This window comes from Pseudomonas alkylphenolica (genome assembly GCF_004025535.1).
Lineage (GTDB): Bacteria > Pseudomonadota > Gammaproteobacteria > Pseudomonadales > Pseudomonadaceae > Aquipseudomonas > Aquipseudomonas alkylphenolica_A.
Window position 1 is genome coordinate 790,336 of record NZ_QJRG01000047.1, and the last position, 21,557, is coordinate 811,892.

Consider the following 21,557-nt stretch of genomic DNA (forward strand, 5'->3'; position numbering starts at 1 on the left):
TGATCATAGTCCGCCAGCGCTGTGACAGGTGCATGACAGGGCAACAAAAAGTCCGCTCCTAGCTTGCACTCCATCCAGATCGAGAATCTCGAACTCACTTTCGTGCGACCCGAATCGCTACCTGCGTGTGGGCGTTATTACGTATTTTCGTGAAGTGCGAAATAGTAGTGGCGTTTTGACATTGCTTGGGTAGAATCGCTGCCGGCCGATGCCCGGCCAGGCCAATGAAGGCGCTATGGAGCGGTAGTGATGACGTTTCGGAAGATGGTTGGAGCGGTAGCAGTTGCAGCATGTGTAGGAATCCAGGGCTGTGCCAGCATCGTTGGCGAGTCGCGTTATCCCGTTTCTGTATCGAGCGCACCGACAGGCGCTTCGTTTGAAATCACCGATAAAAATGGCGAACTGGTGCACTCGGGGAACACGCCAAGCACCGTTACCCTGAAGTCGGGCAAGGGCTACTTCTCTGGCCAGACGTATACCCTGCACTTCAAGAAGGAAGGGTATCCCGATAAAAAAATCGAACTCGATTCCAGCCTGAGCGGCTGGTATTGGGGCAACATCCTGATCGGTGGGCTGATCGGTATGTTGATCGTCGACCCGCTCACGGGGGCGATGTACAAGTTGCCTGAGCAGGCCTCGGCAGACATGGGCAAGCCTGTGGCGGATGCCGCTACCCGTACGCTGAGCATTGCATTGATCGATGATCTGAGTGCGGCCCAGCGCGAGCGGCTTGTGCCTGTCAATTGATTCAGGATGGCCTGCGCAGCAGGCCCACTTTGATGGTGCATGAGAACTGGAATGGATATTGCTCCGGTCCCCAGACTTGATCGCACTGGGGGCGGGCTCATGGTTGATATGGAGATCTACGTCGATACAGCCGCCGTGGTGATCGCCCTGGCGGTGGACCTGGTGGCCATCTACCTGTATCGCGGCGGCGGGTGACCCGGGTGGCTTGACCCATGTCACCCCGAATCGGGGGCACAGTGGCAATTGTGGGTGGGATGGAGTATTACGGAGGTACCGGCATGGTGCCGGATCAGGAGGTCGTAGTGAGCTTGAATCAAGCGCAAGTTGACGCAGTAGAACACCTGCTAATGGCTTTCCTGAAACGGTCCGAGAGCGCACAAATCGTTGCGAAGGTCTACGAGGATGCATACGCCTCGATCATGGGCAGCGAAGGCCCGCCCGACAACGCAGAAAAGGAAGCGGCACTTGAGCACCTGAACAACCTGCGGTTGCAGCTCAAGTAAGCCATTCCCTGGCATGCTCAAGCGCTCGCGCCACAGTCGGTACTGCCGTGCTTTCGTGGCGCGCAAGCGTGAGCAAAGGGTTTAAAAAATCGAGATCGGGTATTGGACGATGATCCGCGTCTCGTTGAAGCTGTTGGTGTTGCCGTAGTCGCGCCGCAGTGTGGACTGGCGTAGCCGCACGTTGAACGCCTTCAGGGCGCCACTCTGCACCACATAACCCACTTCCGTTTCCCGCCCGCGGTCTTCGCCGTCGGTAATCGCACCAGCGTGCACGTCTGTGCCCTTGATGAACCTGTTCATCATGGTTAACCCCGGAATGCCCAGGCCCGCAAAGTTATAGTCGTAGCGCACCTGCCACGACTTCTCATGCTTGCCGTCATAGCTCCAGGCAAAACTGTCGTTGGCAAGGCTGGTGCCACTGGTGCCATTGATCCGTTGCACACCGGCATCACCGGCTACTTTCTGCAGCCCGACATAAAAGGTATGGGCGCCGGTTTTCAGCGAAAACAGCCCGGAGAAGGTTTTGTTGTCTTGCGTGCCGGCAAGTGCCTGGCCATCTTCATTGCCGAAGAAGTAGCCGATGTTGGCACCCAGGCTCAGGTTATCCGTGACCGGTTGGGTGTGGTTGAGTTGCAGGTAAGTCTGGGTATAGATGTCTTCCAGTTGCCCGTACCAGGCGCCAACCAGAGTGTTTTGCTGGTTGAAGGTGTACTCGGCGCCGCCAAAGTTGAAACGATCCGATTCAATGGTATTGCGCCCATGCACAACAGTGCCGGCGTTGTTGAACGACAGTTTTTGCATGCTCGCATCGTTGCGCTGGCTATTGCCGGTAAAGCGCCCTGCATACAGGGTGGTATTGGTGATTTCTTTCGAGGTGATCATGCCACCCTCGAACGTTTGCGGCAGTGAGCGCGCATCATCCGATCGCAGCAGCGGAATGATCGGCGCCCACTCACCGATTTTAAGTTCGGTATTGGAAAACCTGGCCTTGCCGGCCACGGCCAGGCGCCCGAAGTCATCGGCAGGGCGGTTGTCATCGTGGGTTGGCAGCAGCTGCGTACCGTAGGTGCCGCGCCCGCCGTCCAGCTTGATCGCCAGCATGCCGATGGCGTCGACACCAAAGCCGACCAAGCCAGGGGTGTAGCCCGACTTCACGTCGAGAATAAAACTCTGCGTCCATTCCTCGGCCATACCGCGATTCGTCGGCCCTGGCACAGCAACCGAGCGGCCGTTGTCGACAAAGTCGCGGTTCATATAGAAGTTACGCAAGTTGAGATTAACTTTTGCGTCGTCAAAAAAGCCTTCGGCATAAACGGTATGGGTGGCACTGGCCGCGCACAGTAAAAACGCGACGCGTCCTGTAAAGAAGGAATGCTTCATTGATGTTTCCTGTTTTGTTTTTGTTGTGCTTAGGAATCAAGTTGCTGGCGGTGCGGGCTCACAGTACCGAGGCACGAAAAATTATCGAATCAACATTTGTGTAAGCCACCCTTAAGCCCAGGCGAATGCAAAAGCCCATTCGCCTGATCAGTAGCCTGGTGTATTCGGTGTTCCGCTTTGCTTAACGCCGGGTTACAGAAATGCAAATTCCATAAACGGGGCCTCGGGGGCATTCTCGGCACACAGCGTCATAACAAAAACAAAAGCCGAGAGAACTTCCTAATGGTCAAATCCAAGCTTTTCCCCCTGTGCGCGCGGCTCCTCACCACGGCAGCAATCGGGTTATCGACCTTGCCAGCCTATGCAGACGCCGCTAAGCCCGACACCCTGAAAATTGGCATCACCACCTTTATGTCCGGTTCGGCCTCGGTGTTCGGGATGCCGGCCAAGGCCGCTGCCGAAATCTACATCGAGGAGCTGAACGCCGCGGGCGGTATCGACGGCGTCAAGGTCGAGCCGATCTATGTCGATGAAGGCGTGGGCGGTGACCGGCTGCTCTCCGAGTACCGCCGTGTGGTGCAGGAGCAGGGCGCCAAGGTGATGGTCGCGTCTATCTCTAGCGGCAACTGCAACACCCTGGCGCCGGTCGCCGAAGACTTGAAGGTGGTGAACATCCTTTGGGACTGCGGCACCGAAAAGGCGCTGGAAGGGCACACCTACAACTATGTGTTCCGCACCCAGGCCAACGCCGTCACCGAGATGGTCGCCAGTGTTCTTTATCTGTTGAAGGTCAACCCGGATTTCAAAACCCTCGCCGTGGTCAACCAGGACTACGCCTGGGGCCGTGACTCGTGGGACATCTTCAGTGCGGTGCTCAAGCAGCTCAAGCCGGATGTAAAAATCGTTGCCGAGCTGTTCCCCAAATTCGGCGCGTCGGATTTCTCCGCAGAAGTCAGCCGCCTGCAGGTGCTGCGTCCTGATGTGGTGCTCTCCACCTCGTGGGGCGGCGACCTCGATACCTTTGTACGCCAGGCCAGCCAGCGTGGCCTGCTGAAGAACTCGCAGTTCTTCCTCGCGCTCGGCGAAACCTCGCTGGAGCGGCTCGGCAACACCTTGCCAGAGGGCGTGCTGATCGGTGCCCGCGGCGACCATTACTTCCTCAGCCCGCAATACGCCAACGACCCCCGGCACAAAGCCTTCGTCACCAAGTTCCATGAGCGTACCGGCAGCTACCCGATCTACTCGGTGTATCACATGGTCCAGGCGCTCGATGGCATGACGGCGGCGTACAAAAAGGCCATTCAGGCCAACGGCGGCCAGTGGCCGAACGAAGAGCAACTGGCTGGCGCCTTCAAGGGCCTGGATTTCCGTGGCCTGACCAGCCCGGTGCACATCCGTCCTGAAGACGGGCAGGGCCTTGAAACCCAGCTGTTCGGGATCACCACCGCCAGCCCGGATTACAAGTTCAAAGTGCTCAAAGACATCATGCTGGTGCAAGCCGACCAGGTCACCACACCGCCCGGCGAGAAGTCGCACGAGTGGGTGAAGACCGTAACCCCGGCGCTGCTTGATCAGGTTCAGCCGCTGAGTGCAGCTCAATGAGCAGCGATATCCTGATCCTGGCGATGCTCGACGGTATTTCCTACGCCGGGCTGTTGTTCCTCGTCGCCTTGGGGCTCACCTTCATTTTCGGCGTGGTGAAGATTCTGAACGTGGCGCATGGCAGCCTCTACGCGTTCGGCGGCTATGGCGCCGCCTCGCTGGGGTTGTGGTGGGGCCAGGGCTCGGATTCTGCGCTGGTGTCGGTGGCGCTGTTGATCAGCGGCGCCATCGCCATGGGGGTGGTGCTGGGTACGGTGCTGATGTTGCTGCTGAAAAAGTTCCAGGACCGCGATCCGATCCTGCAGCTGCTGGTGACCTTCGGTGCGTTCATGATCTTTGAAGACCTGCAGCGCATGATCTGGGGCACGCAGCCTTACTTTGTCGCCGATGTGGTCAACCAGCTGGGCACCTCCGAGTTGATGGGGGTGGTGTACATGAACTACCAGCTGCTGTTCGTACCGGGTGCGGCGCTGGCGGTGTACTTCCTGTTGAAGTGGTTCCTCAACAGTACCCTGGCGGGCCGGCAGATTGTCGCCGTCACCCATGACCGCGAAGTGGCGACGGCGCTCGGTATCAACGCCCGGCGCATCGGCTACCTGACGTTCGTGGTAGGGGCGGTGCTGGGGTCGCTGGGCGGCGCGCTGGCGTCACCGACGACCTCGCTGGTGCCCGGCATCGGTGCCGACATGATCGTGCTGTCGTTCGCGGTGGTGGCCAGTGCCGGCCTTGGGCAAATCACCGGGGCGCTGATCACCGCGCTGCTGATCGGCCTGTCGCGATCCTTCTGTGTGTACCTGGCGCCCGAGTTCGAAGTGGTGATGCCGTACCTGATCATGGTGCTGGTGTTGCTGATTCGCCCGCAGGGCCTGTTCACTGTCGTCCAGGCGAGGAAAATCTGATGCGCTCACTGTTGCTTGCCCTTGCGGCCGCTGTTGTCATCCTGGGCGTCGCGCTGACGTTCCCCTGGCTGAAAATTCCGCTGATCCTCTCGCTCTGCTATGGCCTTGCCGCACTCGGTATCGTGGTACTGCTCAAGGCCGGGCAAATCTCCTTCGGCCATGCGATGTATGCCTGTATCTCCGGCTATGTGGTGGCCTTCGTGGGCAAACACTACCCGGCGCTGGACGGCATCGTCCTTATCGCCCTTGGCACCCTGGCCAGCGTTGTCGCCGGCATGCTGATCGGGGCGTTTGTGGTGCGCTACCGGGAGATCTTCTTTGGCATGCTCAACCTGGCCATCTCCATGGTGCTGTTCACCGTGCTCGGCAAGTTCTACGAGCTGACCGGGGGCACCGATGGCGTGCGCATCAACCGGCCGACCCTGTTCGGGTTCGAGCTGACCCGCGACCCGTACGAAATCGGCCTGCTGCTGGTGGTGCTCGCGCTGTCGCTGATCGCCACCTTCGGTGTGCAGCGCTATTTTCGCTCCAGCGGCGGGCAGGCGCTGGCCGCGATCAAAACCAACGAAACCCGCCTGGAATACCTCGGCATTTCGGCGAAGAAAGTGCTGTGGAAGGGCTATGTGCTGTCGGCCTCGCTGTGTGGTTTGTCCGGTGCGCTGTTCGGCCTGTCCCAAGGGCTGGTCACGCCGGAAATGGGCTACTGGCTGCGCTCCGGCGAGTTTGTCTTCATCGCCATCCTGGGCGGTGCCGGGCATGCGGTCGGCGCCTTCGTCGGGGCACTGCTGTATGAGTTCCTGAAGATGTACGCGGCGGTGCTGGTCAGCGGCTCGTGGCAGCTGATCCTCGGGGCGATTCTTATCGTGATCATCTACTTCCTGCCCAAGGGCCTCACCGGCCTGTTTGGCAAGCGCAAGGGCGCTGAAGGAGGTGCCGCATGACCGCGCTGTTGCAAACCACTGACCTGACCCTGGCCTTCGGCGGCCTGGTCGTCGCCAACGGCATCAACTTCAGCCTCGAGCAGGGCGAGCGCCTGGCAGTCATCGGCCAGAACGGTGCCGGTAAAACCACCTTCATCAACATCTGCACCGGTTTGCTCAAACCGAGCAGGGGCACGGTGAGCTTTGCCGGCAACGACATCACCGGGCGGTCGCCGCGCAACATCGTGCGCCGGGGCATGGCCCGCTCGTTCCAGCTGCCGCAGCTGTTCCTCGAGCAAACGGTGCGCGAGTGCCTGGAGCTGTCGGCGGTGGCGCGCGGCGGCAAGCTGTCGTCCTGGAACCCCTTGGCGGCCGGCAGTACCCGTCAGGAGATCGACCGCATGCTCGACCTGATCAGCTTGCGCGAGCGCCAGCACGAGCTGTGCATCAACCTCCCCGAGGGCCAGCGCAAGCTGCTGGACGTGGGCATGTCGCTGATGCTCGAACCCAAGCTGCTGATCCTCGATGAGCCCACCAGTGGGGTGTCCACCGAAGAGAAGCATGGCGTCATGGAGATCCTCATGCGTGCGCTCGACGAGCAACAGGTCACGGCGATTTTCGTCGAGCACGACGTCGACATCGTCAAGCGTTATGCCACCCGCGTGGCGGCCTGGATCAGCGGCGCCATCGCCGCCGATGGCACGCCGGCGCAGGTGCTGGCCAACCCGCTGATCCAGCGTGAGGTACTCGGCGAATGAACAACGACATTTTGCTCCAGCTGGACCACGTCAGCGTCGACATCGTCCGCGCGCCCATCCTGCGCCGGGTGCATGCCGAGCTGCGCAGCGGCCACATCATTGCCGTTGTCGGGCGCAATGGCGCCGGCAAGACCACGCTGCTGCGCACCATCATGGGCCTGGTCAAACTCAAGGAGGGCCAGATCCTGTTCGAAGGCCGCGACCTGCTGCGGGTGGCCGCACACAGCCGGGCACGCCTGGGCATCGGTTACGCGCCGCAAGAGCGGGTGATGTTTCCCACCCTGTCGATTGAAGAGAACCTGCGTCTGCCGTGCCAGGTGGCCGGCATGTCGAAGGCGCAGGTGGATGAGCGCCTGGAAATGACCCTCGATGTCGTCGCCCAGCTCAAGCCGATGCTGGGCCGCTCCGGTGCGGCGCTGTCCGGTGGCCAGGGCAAGATGGCGGCCTTGGGGCGTGCGCTGATGATCGGCAGCAAGCTGATCCTGCTCGACGAGCCGTTCCAGGGCCTGGCCCCGGCGCTGGCCACCGAATACAGCAACGCCCTGAAGAACCTGCAGCTACGCATGCCCGACCTGTGCATCGTGGTCACTGAGTCGAACGGCAGCCTGCTCAAGGACGTGCCCGACCACGTGCTGCACATCGAGCGCGGTGAGCTTTCAGCGGTGACCAGGTTCGCCACTGCGGTGGGTCCCGACACCCCTTCATACCTGCCTTTGGAGGCACATTCATGAGTACGCTTTACATCGACGGCCAGCACGTACCCGCGTCTGGCGGGCAAAGCATTCCCGTGTATTCGCCGGTAACGGGCGAAGCCTACGCCGAAATTGCCCGGGGTACGCCTGAAGACATCGATCGCGCAGTAAAGGCCGCCCGCGCGGCAGTGAATGGCCCCTGGGGCAAATTCAGCGCCACCGAGCGCGGGCGTGTCCTGGTGCGCATCGGTAACGGCGTGCTGGCACACATCGACGAGCTTGCCGCCATCGAGGCACAAGACACCGGCAAGCCGATTGCCCTGGCGCGCAAAGACATCGAAGCGCTGGCGCGCTACTTCGAGTTCTACGGCGGTGCTGCCGACAAGGTGCATGGCGAGGTCATCCCGTACCTCTCCGGTTACAGCGTCAGCGTCGTGCGCGAAGCCTGCGGCGTGGTCGGCCACATCATCCCCTGGAACTACCCCGCGCAGATGCTCGGCCGCACCCTGGCGCCGGCCCTGGCGATGGGCAATGCCTCGATCGTCAAGCCGGCCGAAGATGCCTGCATGACCTCGTTGCGCTTCGCCGAAATTGCCGCCGAGGCCGGGCTGCCCGCTGGCGCATTGAACATCGTCACCGGCTACGGTCGCGAGGCCGGCGCGGCGCTGGCAGGCCACCCGGGAATCAACCTCATCACCTTTACTGGCTCGCCCGAGGTGGGCGTTGCCATCCAGACGGCGGCCGCCGCCAACCATGTCAAATGCGTGCTGGAACTGGGCGGCAAATGCCCGCAGGTGGTCTTCGCCGATGCCGACCTCGACAAGGCCGTGCCGGTGATCGTTGGCGCGATCATTCAGAACGCCGGGCAGACCTGTTCGGCAGGCAGCCGTGTGCTGATCCAGCGTGAAGTGTTTGACGAGGTGATCGCCCGTGTCGCGGCCAAGTTCCGTGAGGTGCGCGTCGGGCTGCCGGAAAGTTCACCCGATTGCGGACCGATCATCACCAAGGCCCAGTTCGGCCGGGTCAAGCAGTTCATCAAGGACTGCATCGATTCCGACCTGCCGGTGATCGCCGAAGGCAAGATGGACAGCGACCTGCCGCCGACCGGCTATTACGTGCGGCCGACGCTGTTCGGCCCGGTGCCACGGGATCACAAGCTGGCGCTGGATGAGGTGTTCGGCCCGGTGCTGGCAGCGTTGCCGTTCGATGATGAGGACGATGCGGTAGCCCTGGCCAACGGTACCGATTATGGTCTGGTAGCGTCGATCTGGAGCGAGAACGGTGCGCGCCAGCAGCGCATGGCCAAGCGCCTTGAAGGCGGCCAGGTGTTCATCAACTGCTATGGCGCAGGCGGCGGCGTCGAGCTGCCCTTCGGCGGTATCCGCAAGAGCGGCCATGGCCGGGAGAAAGGCCTGCTGGCACTCGAAGAATTCAGCATCACCAAAACGGTCGTCAGCCATCACGGCTAGGCCCGGCATTTTCAACACACGACGGTTTTACCCACAACGGAGAGAAAAATGGCACAGCTCAATAATAAAGTCGCCATCGTCACCGGCGCCGCCAGCGGATTCGGCGCTTGTATTGCTCGTCGCTACGTGGAGGAGGGCGCGAAAGTCGTGCTCGCCGATATCAATTTTGAAGCGGCCGCCAGGCTTGCCGATGAACTCGGTGCCAACGCCATCGCCGCGGCCTGCGATGTCACCCAGGCCGACCAGGTCCAGGCGGCAGTAGACCTGTGCGTCAGCAAGTTCGGCGTGCCGGACGTGGTGGTCAACAACGCCGGTACCACCCACCGTAACCAGCCGCTGATGGACGTTGACGAAAAGACCTTCGACCGCGTGTTTGCGGTGAACGTCAAATCCATCTTCCACATGACCAAGTCCGTAGTGCCGCTGATGCGCGCACGCAAAAGCGGCTCGATCATCAACGTCGGTTCGGTGGCGGGTATTCGTCCGCGTCCGGGGCTGACCTGGTACAACGGCTCGAAAGGTGCGGTCAACCTGCTGTCCAAATCCCTGGCGGTGGAGCTTGGCCCGGATGGCATCCGGGTCAACAACATCTGCCCGGTGATGGGCGAGACGGCCCTGCTGGAAGACTTCATGGGGATGCCGGACACCCCGGAAAACCGCAAGAAGTTCCTCGCCACCATTCCCCTGGGGCGCCTGGCCAAGCCGGATGACATCGCTGCGGTTGCGGTGTTCCTGGCCACTGACGCCGCAGCATTCCTGAACGGCGTGGAACTGCCGGTCGACGGCGGTCGCGTGGTGTAACACACCGACACCCCAAGGCGCCTACCCACGACAGGGCGCCTTGGGGTACTCGCTTTATTGTTCGCCGGGCTTCATCAGCGCGATCAGCGCCCGGATGCAGCCAGGCAATGCATCCAGTTGCCGTACCAGGATGCTGCGCTCGCGCACGGCCCAGGCTTCGTCTAGCTGGACGATGGCCAGCTCCATCGTTTTGCTGTGGCGGATGGCAGCCGACTCGGGGATCACCCCGATGCCCACCCCGACTTCAACCATGCGGCAAATGGACTCGAAGCTTGAAACCTGAATGCGCCACGACAGCTGCACGCCGAGTTTTTCGGCCTGCTCCTGCATGAACGCCTGCAGGGTACTGCCTTGCTGCAGGCCCACGTGGTGGTAGCCAAGGGCAGCACTGAGCTTCAGCGCCTTGCCGGTATCCAGCGGGTGCCCCTTGGGCACGACCAGCACCAGCCTGTCGGTGCTGAAGTGCAGCACCTGCAGATCCTTGGCGACGACCGGCCCGGCAATGATGCCCATGTCGGTTGAACCTTCCAGCACGCCACGCACGATGTCCCTGGACAGCTTCTCTTGCAGGTCGACGGTCACGCCCGGGTTTTGCGCGAGAAAACCGGCAAGCACTTCCGGCAAAAACTCGGTCACCGCCGTGGTGTTGGCAAAGATGCGGATGTGGCCGGAGGCGTCGGTGCCGTACTCGGCGAATTCGGTTTTCAGGTAGCCAAACTGCCGCATGATCAGGCGCGCGTGCTTGAGCAGGCGCTGCCCGGCATCGGTGAGTTCCACGCCGCGGCTGTCGCGGTACAGCAGGTGGCAGTTGAGCTGGGTTTCCATGGCCTTGATGCGCACGCTGGCAGCGGCAGGCGAGATGAATGCGCGCTTGGCGCCTTGCGTCAGGCTGGGGGCCTCGGCGATGTGAATGAACAGGCGAAGGTCGGTGAGATCCAGGTGCATGAGGTCATTCCAACGTGGCGCTAGCGTTAATCAAAGCAGAACGCCGGGTTTAAGAAACGCTACTTCTCAGAACGATACAAGGCTCTCATGATCGACACATAACAACAACCGTCAGGAAGAGATTTGATGTCCCACTCGAATTTCACTGCATGGATCGGGCGCACCGAAACGGTCGCCGATCTGCTGGACGAGGCGCAGCTCAAACGCATCGCCGCGACCCTGGGTGAAGTGCCCCCGGCACCAGGCGAGCCGCTGCCCGCGCTGTGGCATTGGTGCTTCTTTCAGGCGCCGGTCGATGAGGCCGTGCTGGGCGCCGATGGTCACCCGGCCAGAGGTGGTTTCCTGCCCCCGGCCGAGGACCGTGTGCGCATGTGGGCGGGCGGCCGGGTGGAGTTCTTCGCGCCGCTCGTCGCGGGTGAGCCGGCCAGCCGTAACTCCACCATCCTGCGCATCGAAGAAAAGACCGGCCAGGCCGGAAAGCTGCTGTTCGTGACGGTCTGCCACGAGTACGTCCAGCACGGCGATGTGCGCGTGCGTGAAGAGCAGGACATCGTCTTCCGCGAGCCCGCAGCGCCAAAGCTGCGTTCCTCCGAAGCATTGCCCGCAGGGCATTGGGCCGAGCAGGTGACAGCCTCGGCAACGATGCTGTTTCGCTACTCCGCCGTGACCTTCAACGGCCACCGCATTCATTACGACTTTCCCTACGCCACCGAGGTGGAAGGCTACCCCGGGCTGGTGGTGCACGGCCCGCTGATTGCCACGCTGAACCTGCGCGCGTTTCTGCGCGCCAACCCCACGCGTTCAGTGCGCAAGTTTGCCTACCGCGGCGTCCGTCCGCTGTTTTCGCCCGAGCCTTTCGAGGTCGGCGGGCGTATCGATGCGCCCGGCACTGCGCAGCTGTGGGCCGGCAATCAGGCGGGCATGGCGCAGGTCGCCGACGTGGAATTTGAATGAGCCGCACCTTCGGGTCGAACACACGAGAGCCGTTACCGATGAACTACAAGAACAACGAAGAAATCAATGCGATCCGTGAAGGCGTCAGAAGCCTGTGTGCAGGTTTTGATGCCGCGTACTGGCGCAAAATCGACGAAGACAAAGGCTTTCCCGAGGCGTTCGTCACCGCGCTCACCGAGGCCGGCTGGCTGGCGGCGATGATCCCCGCCGAGTACGGCGGCTCGGGCCTGGGCCTCACCGAAGCGTCGGTGATCCTCGAAGAGGTCAATGCCTGCGGGGGCAACTCCGGCACCGTCCACGGGCAGATGTACAACATGTTCACCTTGCTGCGTCATGGCAGCGAAGCGCAGAAGCGCTACTACCTGCCGAAACTCGCCAGCGGTGAACTGCGCCTGCAGTCGATGGGGGTGACGGAGCCAACCACGGGAACCGACACCACCAAGATCAAAACCACCGCGGTCAAGCGCGGCGACAAATACGTCATCAATGGCCAGAAGGTGTGGATTTCGCGTATCCAGCATTCCGACCTGATGATTCTGCTGGCCCGCACCACACCGCTGGCCGAGGTGCAGAAGAAGTCGGACGGCATGTCGATTTTCCTCGTCGACCTGCGCGAGGCCATCGGCAATGGCCTGTCGGTTCAGCCGATCGCCAACATGGTCAACCACGAGACCAACGAGCTGTTCTTCGACAATCTTGAGTTGCATGAATCCACCCTGATCGGCGAAGAGGGCAAGGGCTTTCGCTACATCCTCGATGGCCTGAACGCCGAGCGCACTTTGATCGCTGCCGAGTGCATCGGCGATGGCCGCTGGTTCATCGAAAAGGCCCGTAACTACGCCAAGGAACGTGTGGTGTTCGGCCGGCCGATCGGCCAGAACCAGGGCATTCAGTTTCCCATTGCCGAGGTGCACATCGAGGTCGAAGCGGCCGACCTGATGCGTTGGCGTGCCTGCGAAGAATACGACAGCGGCCAGGCGGCGGGCGCCAGTGCCAACATGGCCAAGTACCTGGCGGCGAAGGCCTCGTGGGAGGCGGCGAACGCCTGCCTGCAAACCCATGGCGGCTTCGGCTTTGCCTGCGAATACGACGTTGAGCGCAAGTTCCGCGAAACCCGCCTGTACCAGGTCGCACCGATCTCCACCAACCTCATTCTTGCCTACGTAGCCGAGCACCTGCTTGAGCTGCCCCGCAGCTTCTAAGGAGACGGCCATGAACAATACCCACGCATTGGCTGGCTTTCTCGCAGACCTGCAATTCGAGGCCATCCCGCCTTCGGTGATGCGCCGCGCCGAGGACCTGTTTCTCGACTGGCTCGGCTCTGCGCTGGCCAGCAAAGGCTCGCACCCGGTGCCGCTGTTCGAGCGCTACGCAGCACTCATGGGCCCTGATCGCGGCGCCTCGACGATTATCGTCAGCGGCAAGACAACCTCGTCGTACTTCGCGGCGCTGGTGAACGGTGCGTCCTCGCACCTGGTAGAGCAGGACGACCTGCACAACAGCTCGGTGCTGCACCCGGCGACGGTGGTGTTTCCGGCGGTGCTGGCGGCGGCCCAGGAGCTGAACAAATCCGGACGGGAGCTGCTGGTGGCCTCGGTGGCAGGCTACGAAGCGGGCATTCGCATCGGCGAATTCCTCGGGCGCTCGCACTACCGGATCTTCCACACCACGGCGACGGTGGGCACCCTGGCCGCCGCCGTCGCGGTCGGCAAGCTGCTGGGCTTCAACAAGGAACAGTTCATCAACCTGTTCGGCAACGCCGGCACGCAAGCCGCCGGCCTCTGGGAGTTCCTCCGCGATGCCGCGGATTCCAAGCAACTGCACACCGCCAAAGCGGCGGCCGACGGTTTGCTCGCCGCGTACCTGACCGAAGACGGCCTGACAGGGGCGAGGAATATCCTTGAGGGCGAGCAGGGCATGGCGGCCGGGATGTCCAGTGACGCCGACCCATCGAAGCTCGCCGATCGCCTCGGCGAGCGCTGGGCCCTGGCCGAGACCTCCTTCAAGTTCCACGCCTCGTGCCGCCATACCCACCCGGCCGCCGATGCGCTGCTGGCGGTGATGCAAAAGGAAAACCTCAAAGCGTCCGACATCGCCTCGGTGGTAACCCATGTGCACCAGGGCGCAATCGATGTGCTGGGGCGGGTGACGGTGCCGCAGACCGTGCACCAGGCCAAGTTCTCCATGGGCACCGTGCTGGCGCTGATTGCGGTGCATGGCAAAGCCGGGCTGACCGAGTTTCAGTCGCTGGCGCTCACCGACCCCGAGGTCGTCGCATTTCGCCAGCGGGTCAGCATGCAACTGGACCCGGAGGTCGACGGCGCCTACCCCGAGCGCTGGCTCGGGCGCGTCAGCATCACCACTACTGAGGGCCGGGTAGTCGCCGGTGCCATCGACGAACCCAAGGGCGATCCGGGCAACACCCTGAGCCGGCCAGAACTGGAAGACAAGTTCGCGCGCCTGGTGCGCTTCTCGAAGGCGCTGGACCCGGTGCAGTCAAACACCCTGATCAATCGCGTGTGGTCCCTGGACGACACGCGCAACCTGGCGGCGCTGACGGAGTTCGACCATGAGTGAGCAAAACGCTTCCCCACGCCCGTTGGACGGCATCACCGTGGTGAGCCTTGAACATGCCATTGCGGCGCCTTTCTGCACCCGCCAGCTGGCGGACCTGGGTGCCCGCGTGATCAAGATCGAACGGCCGGCGGGCGGTGATTTCGCCCGGGCCTACGACACCCGCACCAAGGGCCTGGCGTCGCATTTCGTGTGGACCAACCGCTCCAAGGAAAGCCTCACCCTCGATGTGAAGAAAGACGGCGCCGACACGATTCTCGAAGCGCTGCTGGCCAAGGCCGACGTCCTCGTGCAGAACCTCGCACCCGGAGCGGCGGCACGCATGGGGCTATCGTTCGAAGCGCTGCGCGAGCGCTTCCCTCGGCTCGTCGTCTGTGACATCTCCGGGTACGGCGAGGGCGGGCCGTATGAGCAGAAGAAGGCCTATGACTTGCTGATCCAGAGCGAGGGCGGGTTTCTTTCGGTGACCGGTGGTGTAGGGGAGAACGAACTGGCCAAGGCGGGGTGCTCGATTGCCGATATCGCTGCTGGCATGTACGCCTATACCGGTATTTTGTCGGCACTGATGCTGCGCGAAAAAACCGGGGTGGGCAGCCGCGTGGATGTCAGCATGCTCGAAAGCCTGGTCGAGTGGATGGGCTATCCGATGTACTACGCGTTCGACGGTGCAGAGCCGCCGGCGCGGGCCGGTGCCGCGCATGCCACCATTTATCCCTATGGCCCGTTTCCCGTCGGCGACGGCGATACGATCATGCTTGGGCTACAGAACGAGCGCGAGTGGGCGTTGTTCTGTGAACGCGTGCTGCGCCAACCGCAGCTGCTGGCGGATGAGCGCTTCAGTTCCAACGCCAAGCGCTCCGCCAACCGGCAGGCGCTGCGTGCGATTATCGTCAGCGCGTTTGCCGACCTCGGCATTCAGGAAGTGGTCAGCCGCCTCGATCAGGCGCCTATCGCCAACGCCAAGGTCAACGACATGCACGGCGTGTGGAAGCACCCGCAACTGCAGGCGCGCAAGCGCTGGGTGGATGTCAGCAGCCCCAAGGGCGAGTTGCCGGCGCTGTTGCCGCCGGGTGCCAACAGCGCATTTACGCCACGCATGGATGCCATCCCCGCGCTGGGTGAGCACAGTGAAGCGGTACTTGCCGAGCTGGGGTATTCCTTGAGCGACGTAGAGCAATTGAAATCGGCGGGTGTGATATGAGCATGGCGCTGGAACCCTCGGTCAAGACCGCGCTGTTCGTGCCGGGCAGTCGCCCGGACCGGTTCGCCAAAGCACTCGCCACGGGTGCGGACCGGGTCATCGTTGACTTTGAAGATGCCGTTGAAGAGCCGCTGAAGCAGCAGGCGCGGGCGAACCTTGCAGCGTTTTTTTCCGCCAACCCCACGGTGTCAGTGGTGGTCAGGGTCAATGCCTATGGCCATCCGGAGCATGAGGCAGACCTGGCGTTCTGCAGCGGCTTCGCTCAGGTATCGGCGATACTGTTGCCAAAGGCAGAGTCGGCCGCACAGGTGAACCATGCCGCCCTGAGTGGCAAGCGCATCTGGCCCTTGATCGAAAGTGCAGAGGGCCTGCGCAACCTCGCTGAAATAGCCTGCGCCAACGGTGTTGAACGCCTGGCGTTCGGCGCGCTGGACCTTGGCCTGGATCTGGGGGTGCAGGCGACCAGCACGGCTGCCGTGCGGATCTTTGACCAGGTGCGCTACAGCATCCTGCTGAACACCCGGCTTGCCAGATTGGCCAGGCCGCTTGATACGGTGTTCCCCGACTTTTCCGATAGCGAGGGTTTGGCTGATTTTGCCCGCGATGCGCTGCACATGGGCTTTGGCGGCATGCTGTGCATCCATCCCGCTCAGGTGCCGGTGGCGGCGGCGGTGTTTCAACCGTCGGTGCAGGAGATCGAGTGGGCGCGCAAGGTGCTGCAGGCGGCGGAGGGTGCGCCGGGTGCATTCAGGCTTGAAGGCAAAATGATCGATGCTCCCGTCATTGCTGCCGCTCGCCAGGTACTCAAGCGCGGCTAGGCCGGTGAGCGCTTCGCGCTCAATCGCCGGCAAGCCTGGCTCGTGCAGTGCCGCTGTTGGCGACGGGCTGGCATGATTCCTTGAAGTGCGGTATTGGTGTCGCGCCAATTTCAAGGAGATCGATGTGGAGTGGTATGAATCGTTGTTTTTGCAGGCTTGTGGCCATGTCCTCACGCAGTCGCGCGTGGCCAACCTGCGCCGGGTCAGCGGAGTCCTGAACCTGGATACCGAGCCTACCCGTGACCTTGTCGCCGCCTACCAGCGCGGCGTCGGGTTGGTGTTCAGCGTTGCCGAAATGCAGCAGAAGCTGGCCGCGGGCGCCGAGTGCGTGTTGCTCCTGCTCGTGCATGAGCATCAGTTCTCCAGCACCCTGGAGCAACTGCAAATCAAGCACGACGTGGTCCTGAGCGCCACCTTGCGCACCGACGCAAGGTCGAGTGACTTCTCCAATTACCATATCGACGTAGCGCTGATCCGCAAGACCTCGGCTGGCGCGATGGGGGTCGCACACTAGACCCCAGCGTTACAGAATCTTGAACGGAACGTTGATGATCAGGCGAAACTCTTCAATGTTGTTCTCCAGCTGAAACTGGCTGGAGCGGTGCCAGACATAGCCACCGGTGACGCTGGCGCCCTTGAAGTCGCCGGATTGCACGGCGTAACTGGCGAGGGTGCCCACTTCATAGTGGTTTTCGTCATCCTGGTTCTTGAATGTCGAATACATACCGTTCGGGCCACCGTTGTAATGGATGGCATCGATACCCCAACCCTTGATGTACCAGACGGACGTTCGCAGGCCGGGTAGGCCGTAAGCGGCAAAGTCGTTCATGTAATTGACCTGGAACGATTTTTCGTTCGGCCCGTTATAGTTCGACAGCGCAATGTTGGGCAGGTTGATCGCGTTGGACTCACCGACGAAGTCGAAGAACTCATCGCCATCGATTTTCTGCAGGCCAAGTTTGAGCGTGTGGTTTTTCCAGGTTGGCGCGACGCTCAGGCCATAGGCCTGCTGGTCGATATAGCCACCTTTCTCGGCGCCACTGGACTGGGTGTTGTAGGCATCCAGCTGCACGTCGGTGCTGATCGGGCCCCATTGGCATTTCTTGCCCAGGCCAAGGTACTCACGGTCCCAGATATCCTCGAAGCGCGACAGGTAAGCGCTGCTGCGCCATCCGCTCTTGGAAACATAGTCAGCGCCGCCATAGGCAATGAAGTCGCTGGTCACGGGTTTCAGTGTGTAGGTCGGAGTCAGGTCCTGGGTACCGGCGCCGGTTCTCGGCGAGGCCTTGTCGAAGTAGCCGGACTTGATTGTCAGGCCCTCGATGTCATGGCTTTCAAGCGAGATGCCGTCGAACGAGGCGGGCAGTGTGCGGGTATCGGCATAGCTCATGACCGGGCTTTTCATCTGGTGCCGGCCCACTTTGAGCGTAGTTTCGGCCAGTTTGAGCTTGAGCGCTGCGACACCGACCTTGCTCCAGTCGTCGACGACATTGCCGTCCTTGTCTACCAGGATGCGGTTGCTGCCGCCCGCCGTTGCCAGCTTGCTGCGCTCCAGGGCCACGGCCGAGTAGACCGAGAAGTCGAAGCCAACGCCCAGCGCACCCTGGGTGAAGCCGGAGAGGTAATCGAGCTTGGCGCCTTGCACCCAGGCCGTACGGTCGCGTACGGCACGCGGGCCCTCGGAGGTCTGGGCCCGGAAGCGTACAGCCTTGCTGCCGATTTCATGCGAATACCACTGGCGGGTATTCAATGTAAGGGTGCTGTCTTCAACAAATCCGTGATCTTGTGCATAAACCGGACATACTGAAATGACGGCCGCAAGCGTGCCGATTGAGCCTATTGCCAATTTTAGGGTGCGGTACATTGACTGTGCCTATAACTGTTGTGTTAACAGACAGATGCCTGAAGTTATTGTTGTTGTTTTTAAACCGGAAAGTTACAGGGCGATGTTTAAACGCACGGATAACGTTCCCTTACAGTTGCTCAACCGTGCATGGCCAAACGGAGGTTATTGTTGAACATTGGCGTTGCGTGATTCTGGCAGCAGGCGCATGGCAATCAGGCTGATCACGCTGATGCCGACCAGGTACCATGCCGGGGCCATGGCGCTGCCGGTGGCAGCAATAAGCCAGGTGACGATGAATTGGGTGCTGCCGCCAAAAATCGCTGCGCCAAAGGCATATGAAATCGACAGGCCGGTGCTGCGAATGGCGATAGGCAGCAGTTCTGGTACCTGGGCGATGCCTGCCGCGCCAAACAGGGCTGTCAGGGCAGCGATCACGGCGTTGACGGTAAGCAGGGTGACGAGGCTGGGAGAGCCGGTCAGCCACAAAAACAGCGGCACGATGAGGATGGCCAGTGCAACGCGCGGCAGAATGTTGGTCACGCGCCGGCCATAACGGTCACTCAGGTGCCCGCCGAGCAACGAGAAGGCAAAGGTCACGATGCCACCGATCAGCACACTGCTCTGGGCGACTGCCGCCGGGAGCTTCAGCACCTGCACCGCGTAGCTCACCATGTAGTTGCCGATTTGCGAGGCCACGGCGATCGAGGCGAACAGCAATACGCCAATAATCAGGATCTTTTTATGGTTGCGCAGTACTTCGCCGACGATGGCACTGCCGCTGCGCTCCTTCTCGCCTTCGTGGGTTTCGGGCAGCGACTTGCGCATGTAGACAACCAGCGGGATCAGTACCAGGCTCACCAGGAAGGGTATCCGCCAGCCCCAGCTCGCCAGTTGTTCGGCGCTCAGGCTTAGCGACAGCAACACGCCAAGCAGCCCGCCGACGGCGACTGCAAGGCCCTGGCTTGCGACTTGCCAGCTGGCGTAGAAGGCACGGCGTCCGGGTGGTGCGGCTTCGATCAGCAATGACGTCGCAGGGCCGATCTCGCCGCCTAGGGCCAGGCCTTGCAACAAGCGGCAGATCACGACGATGGTCGGCGCGGCGATGCCGATGGCTTCATAGCTTGGCGTGATCGCCACGCCGACGGTGCCGAGGGTAATCAGGGCTGCCGTCAGGATCATTGCCGGCTTGCGTCCGGCCTTGTCGGCAAACGCTCCGATCAGCACACCACCCAATGGCCGGGCGAGAAAGCCGACCCCAAAGGTGGCGGCTGCCGCCATCAGGCTGCCGTATTCACCTGCCACCGGGAAAAAAGCTTTACCGATATAAATGGCGAAATACGCGTATATGACGAAGTCATAGAATTCGAGCGCATTTCCGGCCACGGCAGCAGCGACGGATTTTCGACTGATCGATGGAGCTGCGGTCGCACTTTTCGGGTGTTCCACAAGCGGCTGCTCAGTGATCGGTAATATTGAATCGTTCATAGTCAAGATATCTGTATTTATAATAATTGATCTTAAACAAGTCCCTGTTTCTCGCTGAGGCGCTTACCAGCGCTCCAGCCCCTGCAATGCCTGGTTTATTACCGTGCTGGCTTGCGTCCACACCGGTGTCTTCCAGTTCGTGTGCTCGGGGTAGAACAGTGCTTTTAGTTGCTGGGTGATTTCACAACTTTGCGCCGTGTGCTGCTGGTGGTGGCGGAATACCCAATGATCGGCCCTGAGTGTGGTGATCATGTTCTCGATCGGGTACGTACCAAACTCAAGGCAGATGCCGATGTGCCTGGCAGCCGTGCATTCTTCCGAAATGGCCACCTGAATCGGGCCGCTCATCGGCACGCTGGTCGAACTGCCGGCATGCACATCGGTGATATCGCCCCACCAGTGCCGGGCTTTCTCCAGTGTGTCGATGTCGTGGCTGGCGAAAATCTTTTCACCGTAACCATAAGGGCCAAGGCCGGTATGCACGTCCACTGAGGCAATGACGTTGGCGTTGGCAGCATAGGTGCGCAAAATCTGGCGAAAGGTGTTGTTGCTCCAGGTGGGGGCCTGGCCGCCGAAGAACATGCCGTCCGGGTACTGGTACTGGCCAAGGGAAACGGCGCACTGGAACTTCTTGTTGCCATGGGTCTGGCGGTATTGCTCAAGCGCCTGGTCATCCTGCGGTGGCCACTGGGCAGGCAGAAGGGCTTCATGAATTTCATGGTAGCCATCGTTCTGCGGCAGCGGTGCGTCGAAGCGGATGAAGTTGCGGTTCAGGTCGACGTTCTCCTGGGTCACCCGGCGCAGGTGAGAAAACCCGTGCGGGTTGATCGCATGAACGTAAAGGATCGCCGTGTCGTCGGGTTTGCGCGCATCGAGCGCAAGCGCACCGGTCTGCACGGCTGAACCCGGAAAGCCTTCCACGCCGTGCACGCCACTGAGCACGATGAGCAGTTTCGACGCATCCCGTGGGCCGTCGAACACCACGTCGGTGGCCAGCGTTTCATTCTCGGCGCCCTTGAGACCCAGTTCAAAGGTGTCGACAGCCAGGCCTCTGGCGCTGGCAGCGGCCATGAATTTTTCGCGTGCCTGGGCATACGATGGGCTGAAGAGCCCGTCGATGTGATCAACGTTCGTCATGGGGTTACAGTCTCGGCGGTGGCTGTTGCTACGATCGAACGCAGGCGGCTTTCCTGCCGGCATCGGCAGGCCTCACCAAAGGCCTCGAAAATTTCACGGGACAGCGGGTCGTCGTGCACGCGCATCTCGGGATGCCACTGCACCGCCAGTGCGAAGCTGGGTGCATTCTTCACCGAGAAGGCTTCGATCAACCCGTCCGGGGCTGTGGCTTCGACCATGAGGCCGCTGCCCAGGCGCTCGATGCCCTGATGGTGAAGGGAGTTTACCGGTGCCGTTGCACCGCGATGGAGCCTGGACAGCACGCCGTGGGCAACGATCTCGATGTCGTGGCGGTATTGGTACCACTCGACAATGGGCCGGGCATGGTCGCCCTCGCGATGGTCGATCGCCCCGGGGCGCTCATGCACCGCAGCGTCCAGCGTGCCGCCCCAGGCGACGTTCATCTCCTGGAAACCACGGCAGATCCCCAGTACCGGTATCCCGGCGCTGACCAGGCGTTTGACCAGCGGCAGTACGGTGGCGTCGCGGGCCAGGTCCAGGGTCGCCACGTCAGGCGTCGCCGAGCTGCCGTAGCGTTGCGGCGAAATATTGGACGGGCTGCCGGTGAGCACGACACCGTCGACATGGGCCACCAGGCTGTCGAAGTCGATAGCGTCGGGATCGGCGGGCAGGGCCAGCGGCAGCGCCCCGGCGATGCTCGAAACAGCGTCCACGTAGCCGTGAAGCAGGGTATGCGCAGGATGGCCATAGCGGTCCACGCGATCGGTTGCGATGGCTACAAGCGGTTTCGCGCCGTCTGCAAAAAGCGGGAGTCTGGTCATGAAAA

The 21,557-nt window shown here is 61.7% G+C and carries 21 protein-coding genes; 15 read left to right on the forward strand and 6 right to left on the reverse strand.

The features are described 5' to 3' along the window. Positions 1 to 249: 249 nt before the first annotated feature. Positions 250 to 747: a hypothetical protein gene (locus DM813_RS19175; protein WP_206617404.1), complete on the forward strand. Its 498-nt coding sequence runs from the start codon at positions 250 to 252 to the stop codon at positions 745 to 747. 278 nt (positions 748 to 1,025) lie between these two features. After that, entirely contained in the window at positions 1,026 to 1,250 is a 225-nt protein-coding gene (locus tag DM813_RS19180; RefSeq protein ID WP_128324941.1) for a hypothetical protein, read from the forward strand. A gap of 81 nt (positions 1,251 to 1,331) precedes the next feature. Here DM813_RS19180 and DM813_RS19185 read toward each other — a convergent pair whose 3' ends face one another. Continuing rightward, positions 1,332 to 2,630 carry an OprD family porin gene (locus DM813_RS19185; protein ID WP_128324942.1) on the reverse strand — a complete coding sequence of 433 codons (1,299 nt, stop codon included), beginning with the start codon at positions 2,628 to 2,630 and terminating at the stop codon, positions 1,332 to 1,334. Positions 2,631 to 2,981: 351 nt separating this feature from the next. Between DM813_RS19185 and DM813_RS19190 the strand changes: the two genes are divergently transcribed. The 7 genes from DM813_RS19190 to DM813_RS19220 are packed head-to-tail and all read left to right on the forward strand — an operon-like array spanning position 2,982 to position 9,771. Beyond that, the gene (locus DM813_RS19190; protein WP_206617405.1) at positions 2,982 to 4,232 is read left to right on the forward strand and encodes an ABC transporter substrate-binding protein; all 1,251 of its coding nucleotides are present in this window, start codon (positions 2,982 to 2,984) and stop codon (positions 4,230 to 4,232) included. Then, positions 4,229 to 5,131 (forward strand): branched-chain amino acid ABC transporter permease, encoded by a 903-nt coding sequence (locus DM813_RS19195; protein ID WP_128324944.1) that lies wholly within the window; start codon positions 4,229 to 4,231, stop codon positions 5,129 to 5,131. The genes DM813_RS19190 and DM813_RS19195 overlap by 4 nt, the downstream gene beginning before the upstream one ends. Beyond that, positions 5,131 to 6,072: a branched-chain amino acid ABC transporter permease gene (locus tag DM813_RS19200; RefSeq protein ID WP_128324945.1), complete on the forward strand. Its 942-nt coding sequence runs from the start codon at positions 5,131 to 5,133 to the stop codon at positions 6,070 to 6,072. The genes DM813_RS19195 and DM813_RS19200 overlap by 1 nt, the downstream gene beginning before the upstream one ends. After that, positions 6,069 to 6,809, forward strand: a complete 741-nt coding sequence (locus DM813_RS19205; protein ID WP_128324946.1) for an ABC transporter ATP-binding protein — start codon at positions 6,069 to 6,071, stop codon at positions 6,807 to 6,809. Before DM813_RS19200 ends, DM813_RS19205 begins: the two co-directional genes overlap by 4 nt. After that, complete coding sequence (locus DM813_RS19210; RefSeq protein WP_206617406.1) at positions 6,806 to 7,540, forward strand: ABC transporter ATP-binding protein; 735 nt, start codon at positions 6,806 to 6,808, stop codon at positions 7,538 to 7,540. Before DM813_RS19205 ends, DM813_RS19210 begins: the two co-directional genes overlap by 4 nt. Beyond that, positions 7,537 to 8,970, forward strand: a complete 1,434-nt coding sequence (locus tag DM813_RS19215; protein WP_128324947.1) for an aldehyde dehydrogenase family protein — start codon at positions 7,537 to 7,539, stop codon at positions 8,968 to 8,970. Before DM813_RS19210 ends, DM813_RS19215 begins: the two co-directional genes overlap by 4 nt. Before the next feature lie 48 nt (positions 8,971 to 9,018). After that, on the forward strand, positions 9,019 to 9,771 hold the full coding sequence (locus DM813_RS19220) for an SDR family oxidoreductase (protein WP_128324948.1): 753 nt from the start codon (positions 9,019 to 9,021) through the stop codon (positions 9,769 to 9,771). Positions 9,772 to 9,825: 54 nt separating this feature from the next. On the opposite strand, the gene DM813_RS19225 is transcribed toward DM813_RS19220, so the two are convergent. After that, complete coding sequence (locus DM813_RS19225) at positions 9,826 to 10,716, reverse strand: LysR family transcriptional regulator (protein WP_128324949.1); 891 nt, start codon at positions 10,714 to 10,716, stop codon at positions 9,826 to 9,828. A gap of 126 nt (positions 10,717 to 10,842) precedes the next feature. Here DM813_RS19225 and DM813_RS19230 point away from each other — a divergent pair, with 126 nt between their 5' ends. The 6 genes from DM813_RS19230 (at position 10,843) to DM813_RS19255 (ending at position 16,777) form a co-directional block, all read left to right on the forward strand. Next, the gene (locus DM813_RS19230; RefSeq protein WP_128324950.1) at positions 10,843 to 11,670 is read left to right on the forward strand and encodes an FAS1-like dehydratase domain-containing protein; all 828 of its coding nucleotides are present in this window, start codon (positions 10,843 to 10,845) and stop codon (positions 11,668 to 11,670) included. 38 nt (positions 11,671 to 11,708) lie between these two features. After that, positions 11,709 to 12,872, forward strand: a complete 1,164-nt coding sequence (locus DM813_RS19235; protein ID WP_128325263.1) for an acyl-CoA dehydrogenase family protein — start codon at positions 11,709 to 11,711, stop codon at positions 12,870 to 12,872. A 10-nt stretch (positions 12,873 to 12,882) separates the two neighbouring features. Continuing rightward, positions 12,883 to 14,247, forward strand: coding sequence for an MmgE/PrpD family protein (locus DM813_RS19240; protein ID WP_128324951.1), 1,365 nt, complete (start codon positions 12,883 to 12,885; stop codon positions 14,245 to 14,247). Beyond that, positions 14,240 to 15,445: a CaiB/BaiF CoA transferase family protein gene (locus DM813_RS19245; RefSeq protein ID WP_128324952.1), complete on the forward strand. Its 1,206-nt coding sequence runs from the start codon at positions 14,240 to 14,242 to the stop codon at positions 15,443 to 15,445. Before DM813_RS19240 ends, DM813_RS19245 begins: the two co-directional genes overlap by 8 nt. Next, entirely contained in the window at positions 15,442 to 16,263 is an 822-nt protein-coding gene (locus DM813_RS19250) for an HpcH/HpaI aldolase/citrate lyase family protein (protein WP_206617407.1), read from the forward strand. Before DM813_RS19245 ends, DM813_RS19250 begins: the two co-directional genes overlap by 4 nt. 124 nt (positions 16,264 to 16,387) lie before the next feature. Continuing rightward, positions 16,388 to 16,777: a hypothetical protein gene (locus DM813_RS19255; RefSeq protein ID WP_128324953.1), complete on the forward strand. Its 390-nt coding sequence runs from the start codon at positions 16,388 to 16,390 to the stop codon at positions 16,775 to 16,777. 9 nt (positions 16,778 to 16,786) lie between these two features. Here DM813_RS19255 and DM813_RS19260 read toward each other — a convergent pair whose 3' ends face one another. The 4 genes from DM813_RS19260 to DM813_RS19275 all read right to left on the reverse strand — a co-directional run bounded on the left by DM813_RS19260 (position 16,787) and on the right by DM813_RS19275 (position 21,552). Then, positions 16,787 to 18,127, reverse strand: coding sequence for an OprD family outer membrane porin (locus tag DM813_RS19260; protein WP_128324954.1), 1,341 nt, complete (start codon positions 18,125 to 18,127; stop codon positions 16,787 to 16,789). 144 nt (positions 18,128 to 18,271) lie between these two features. Then, positions 18,272 to 19,594, reverse strand: a complete 1,323-nt coding sequence (locus DM813_RS19265; RefSeq protein WP_128324955.1) for an MFS transporter — start codon at positions 19,592 to 19,594, stop codon at positions 18,272 to 18,274. 63 nt (positions 19,595 to 19,657) lie between these two features. Beyond that, positions 19,658 to 20,731 (reverse strand): M14 family metallopeptidase, encoded by a 1,074-nt coding sequence (locus DM813_RS19270; RefSeq protein WP_128324956.1) that lies wholly within the window; start codon positions 20,729 to 20,731, stop codon positions 19,658 to 19,660. Beyond that, positions 20,728 to 21,552, reverse strand: a complete 825-nt coding sequence (locus DM813_RS19275) for a gamma-glutamyl-gamma-aminobutyrate hydrolase family protein (RefSeq protein ID WP_128324957.1) — start codon at positions 21,550 to 21,552, stop codon at positions 20,728 to 20,730. The genes DM813_RS19270 and DM813_RS19275 overlap by 4 nt, the downstream gene beginning before the upstream one ends. Between the last annotated feature and the right edge of the window lie 5 nt (positions 21,553 to 21,557).

Excerpts from the sequence above, each read along its gene's own strand:
- DM813_RS19220 (WP_128324948.1), top strand. The coding sequence starts at position 9,019 with ATGGCACAGCTCAATAATAAAGTCGCCATCGTCACCGGCGCCGCCAGC.
- DM813_RS19245 (WP_128324952.1), top strand. The coding sequence starts at position 14,240 with ATGAGTGAGCAAAACGCTTCCCCACGCCCGTTGGACGGCATCACCGTG.
- DM813_RS19250 (WP_206617407.1), top strand. The coding sequence starts at position 15,442 with ATGAGCATGGCGCTGGAACCCTCGGTCAAGACCGCGCTGTTCGTGCCG.
- DM813_RS19215 (WP_128324947.1), top strand. The coding sequence starts at position 7,537 with ATGAGTACGCTTTACATCGACGGCCAGCACGTACCCGCGTCTGGCGGG.
- DM813_RS19270 (WP_128324956.1), bottom strand. The coding sequence starts at position 20,731 with ATGACGAACGTTGATCACATCGACGGGCTCTTCAGCCCATCGTATGCC.
- DM813_RS19185 (WP_128324942.1), bottom strand. The coding sequence starts at position 2,630 with ATGAAGCATTCCTTCTTTACAGGACGCGTCGCGTTTTTACTGTGCGCG.
- DM813_RS19275 (WP_128324957.1), bottom strand. The coding sequence starts at position 21,552 with ATGACCAGACTCCCGCTTTTTGCAGACGGCGCGAAACCGCTTGTAGCC.
- DM813_RS19195 (WP_128324944.1), top strand. The coding sequence starts at position 4,229 with ATGAGCAGCGATATCCTGATCCTGGCGATGCTCGACGGTATTTCCTAC.
- DM813_RS19200 (WP_128324945.1), top strand. The coding sequence starts at position 5,131 with ATGCGCTCACTGTTGCTTGCCCTTGCGGCCGCTGTTGTCATCCTGGGC.
- DM813_RS19235 (WP_128325263.1), top strand. The coding sequence starts at position 11,709 with ATGAACTACAAGAACAACGAAGAAATCAATGCGATCCGTGAAGGCGTC.
- DM813_RS19240 (WP_128324951.1), top strand. The coding sequence starts at position 12,883 with ATGAACAATACCCACGCATTGGCTGGCTTTCTCGCAGACCTGCAATTC.
- DM813_RS19260 (WP_128324954.1), bottom strand. The coding sequence starts at position 18,127 with ATGTACCGCACCCTAAAATTGGCAATAGGCTCAATCGGCACGCTTGCG.
- DM813_RS19180 (WP_128324941.1), top strand. The coding sequence starts at position 1,026 with ATGGTGCCGGATCAGGAGGTCGTAGTGAGCTTGAATCAAGCGCAAGTT.
- DM813_RS19225 (WP_128324949.1), bottom strand. The coding sequence starts at position 10,716 with ATGCACCTGGATCTCACCGACCTTCGCCTGTTCATTCACATCGCCGAG.
- DM813_RS19205 (WP_128324946.1), top strand. The coding sequence starts at position 6,069 with ATGACCGCGCTGTTGCAAACCACTGACCTGACCCTGGCCTTCGGCGGC.
- DM813_RS19175 (WP_206617404.1), top strand. The coding sequence starts at position 250 with ATGACGTTTCGGAAGATGGTTGGAGCGGTAGCAGTTGCAGCATGTGTA.
- DM813_RS19210 (WP_206617406.1), top strand. The coding sequence starts at position 6,806 with ATGAACAACGACATTTTGCTCCAGCTGGACCACGTCAGCGTCGACATC.
- DM813_RS19230 (WP_128324950.1), top strand. The coding sequence starts at position 10,843 with ATGTCCCACTCGAATTTCACTGCATGGATCGGGCGCACCGAAACGGTC.
- DM813_RS19265 (WP_128324955.1), bottom strand. The coding sequence starts at position 19,594 with ATGAACGATTCAATATTACCGATCACTGAGCAGCCGCTTGTGGAACAC.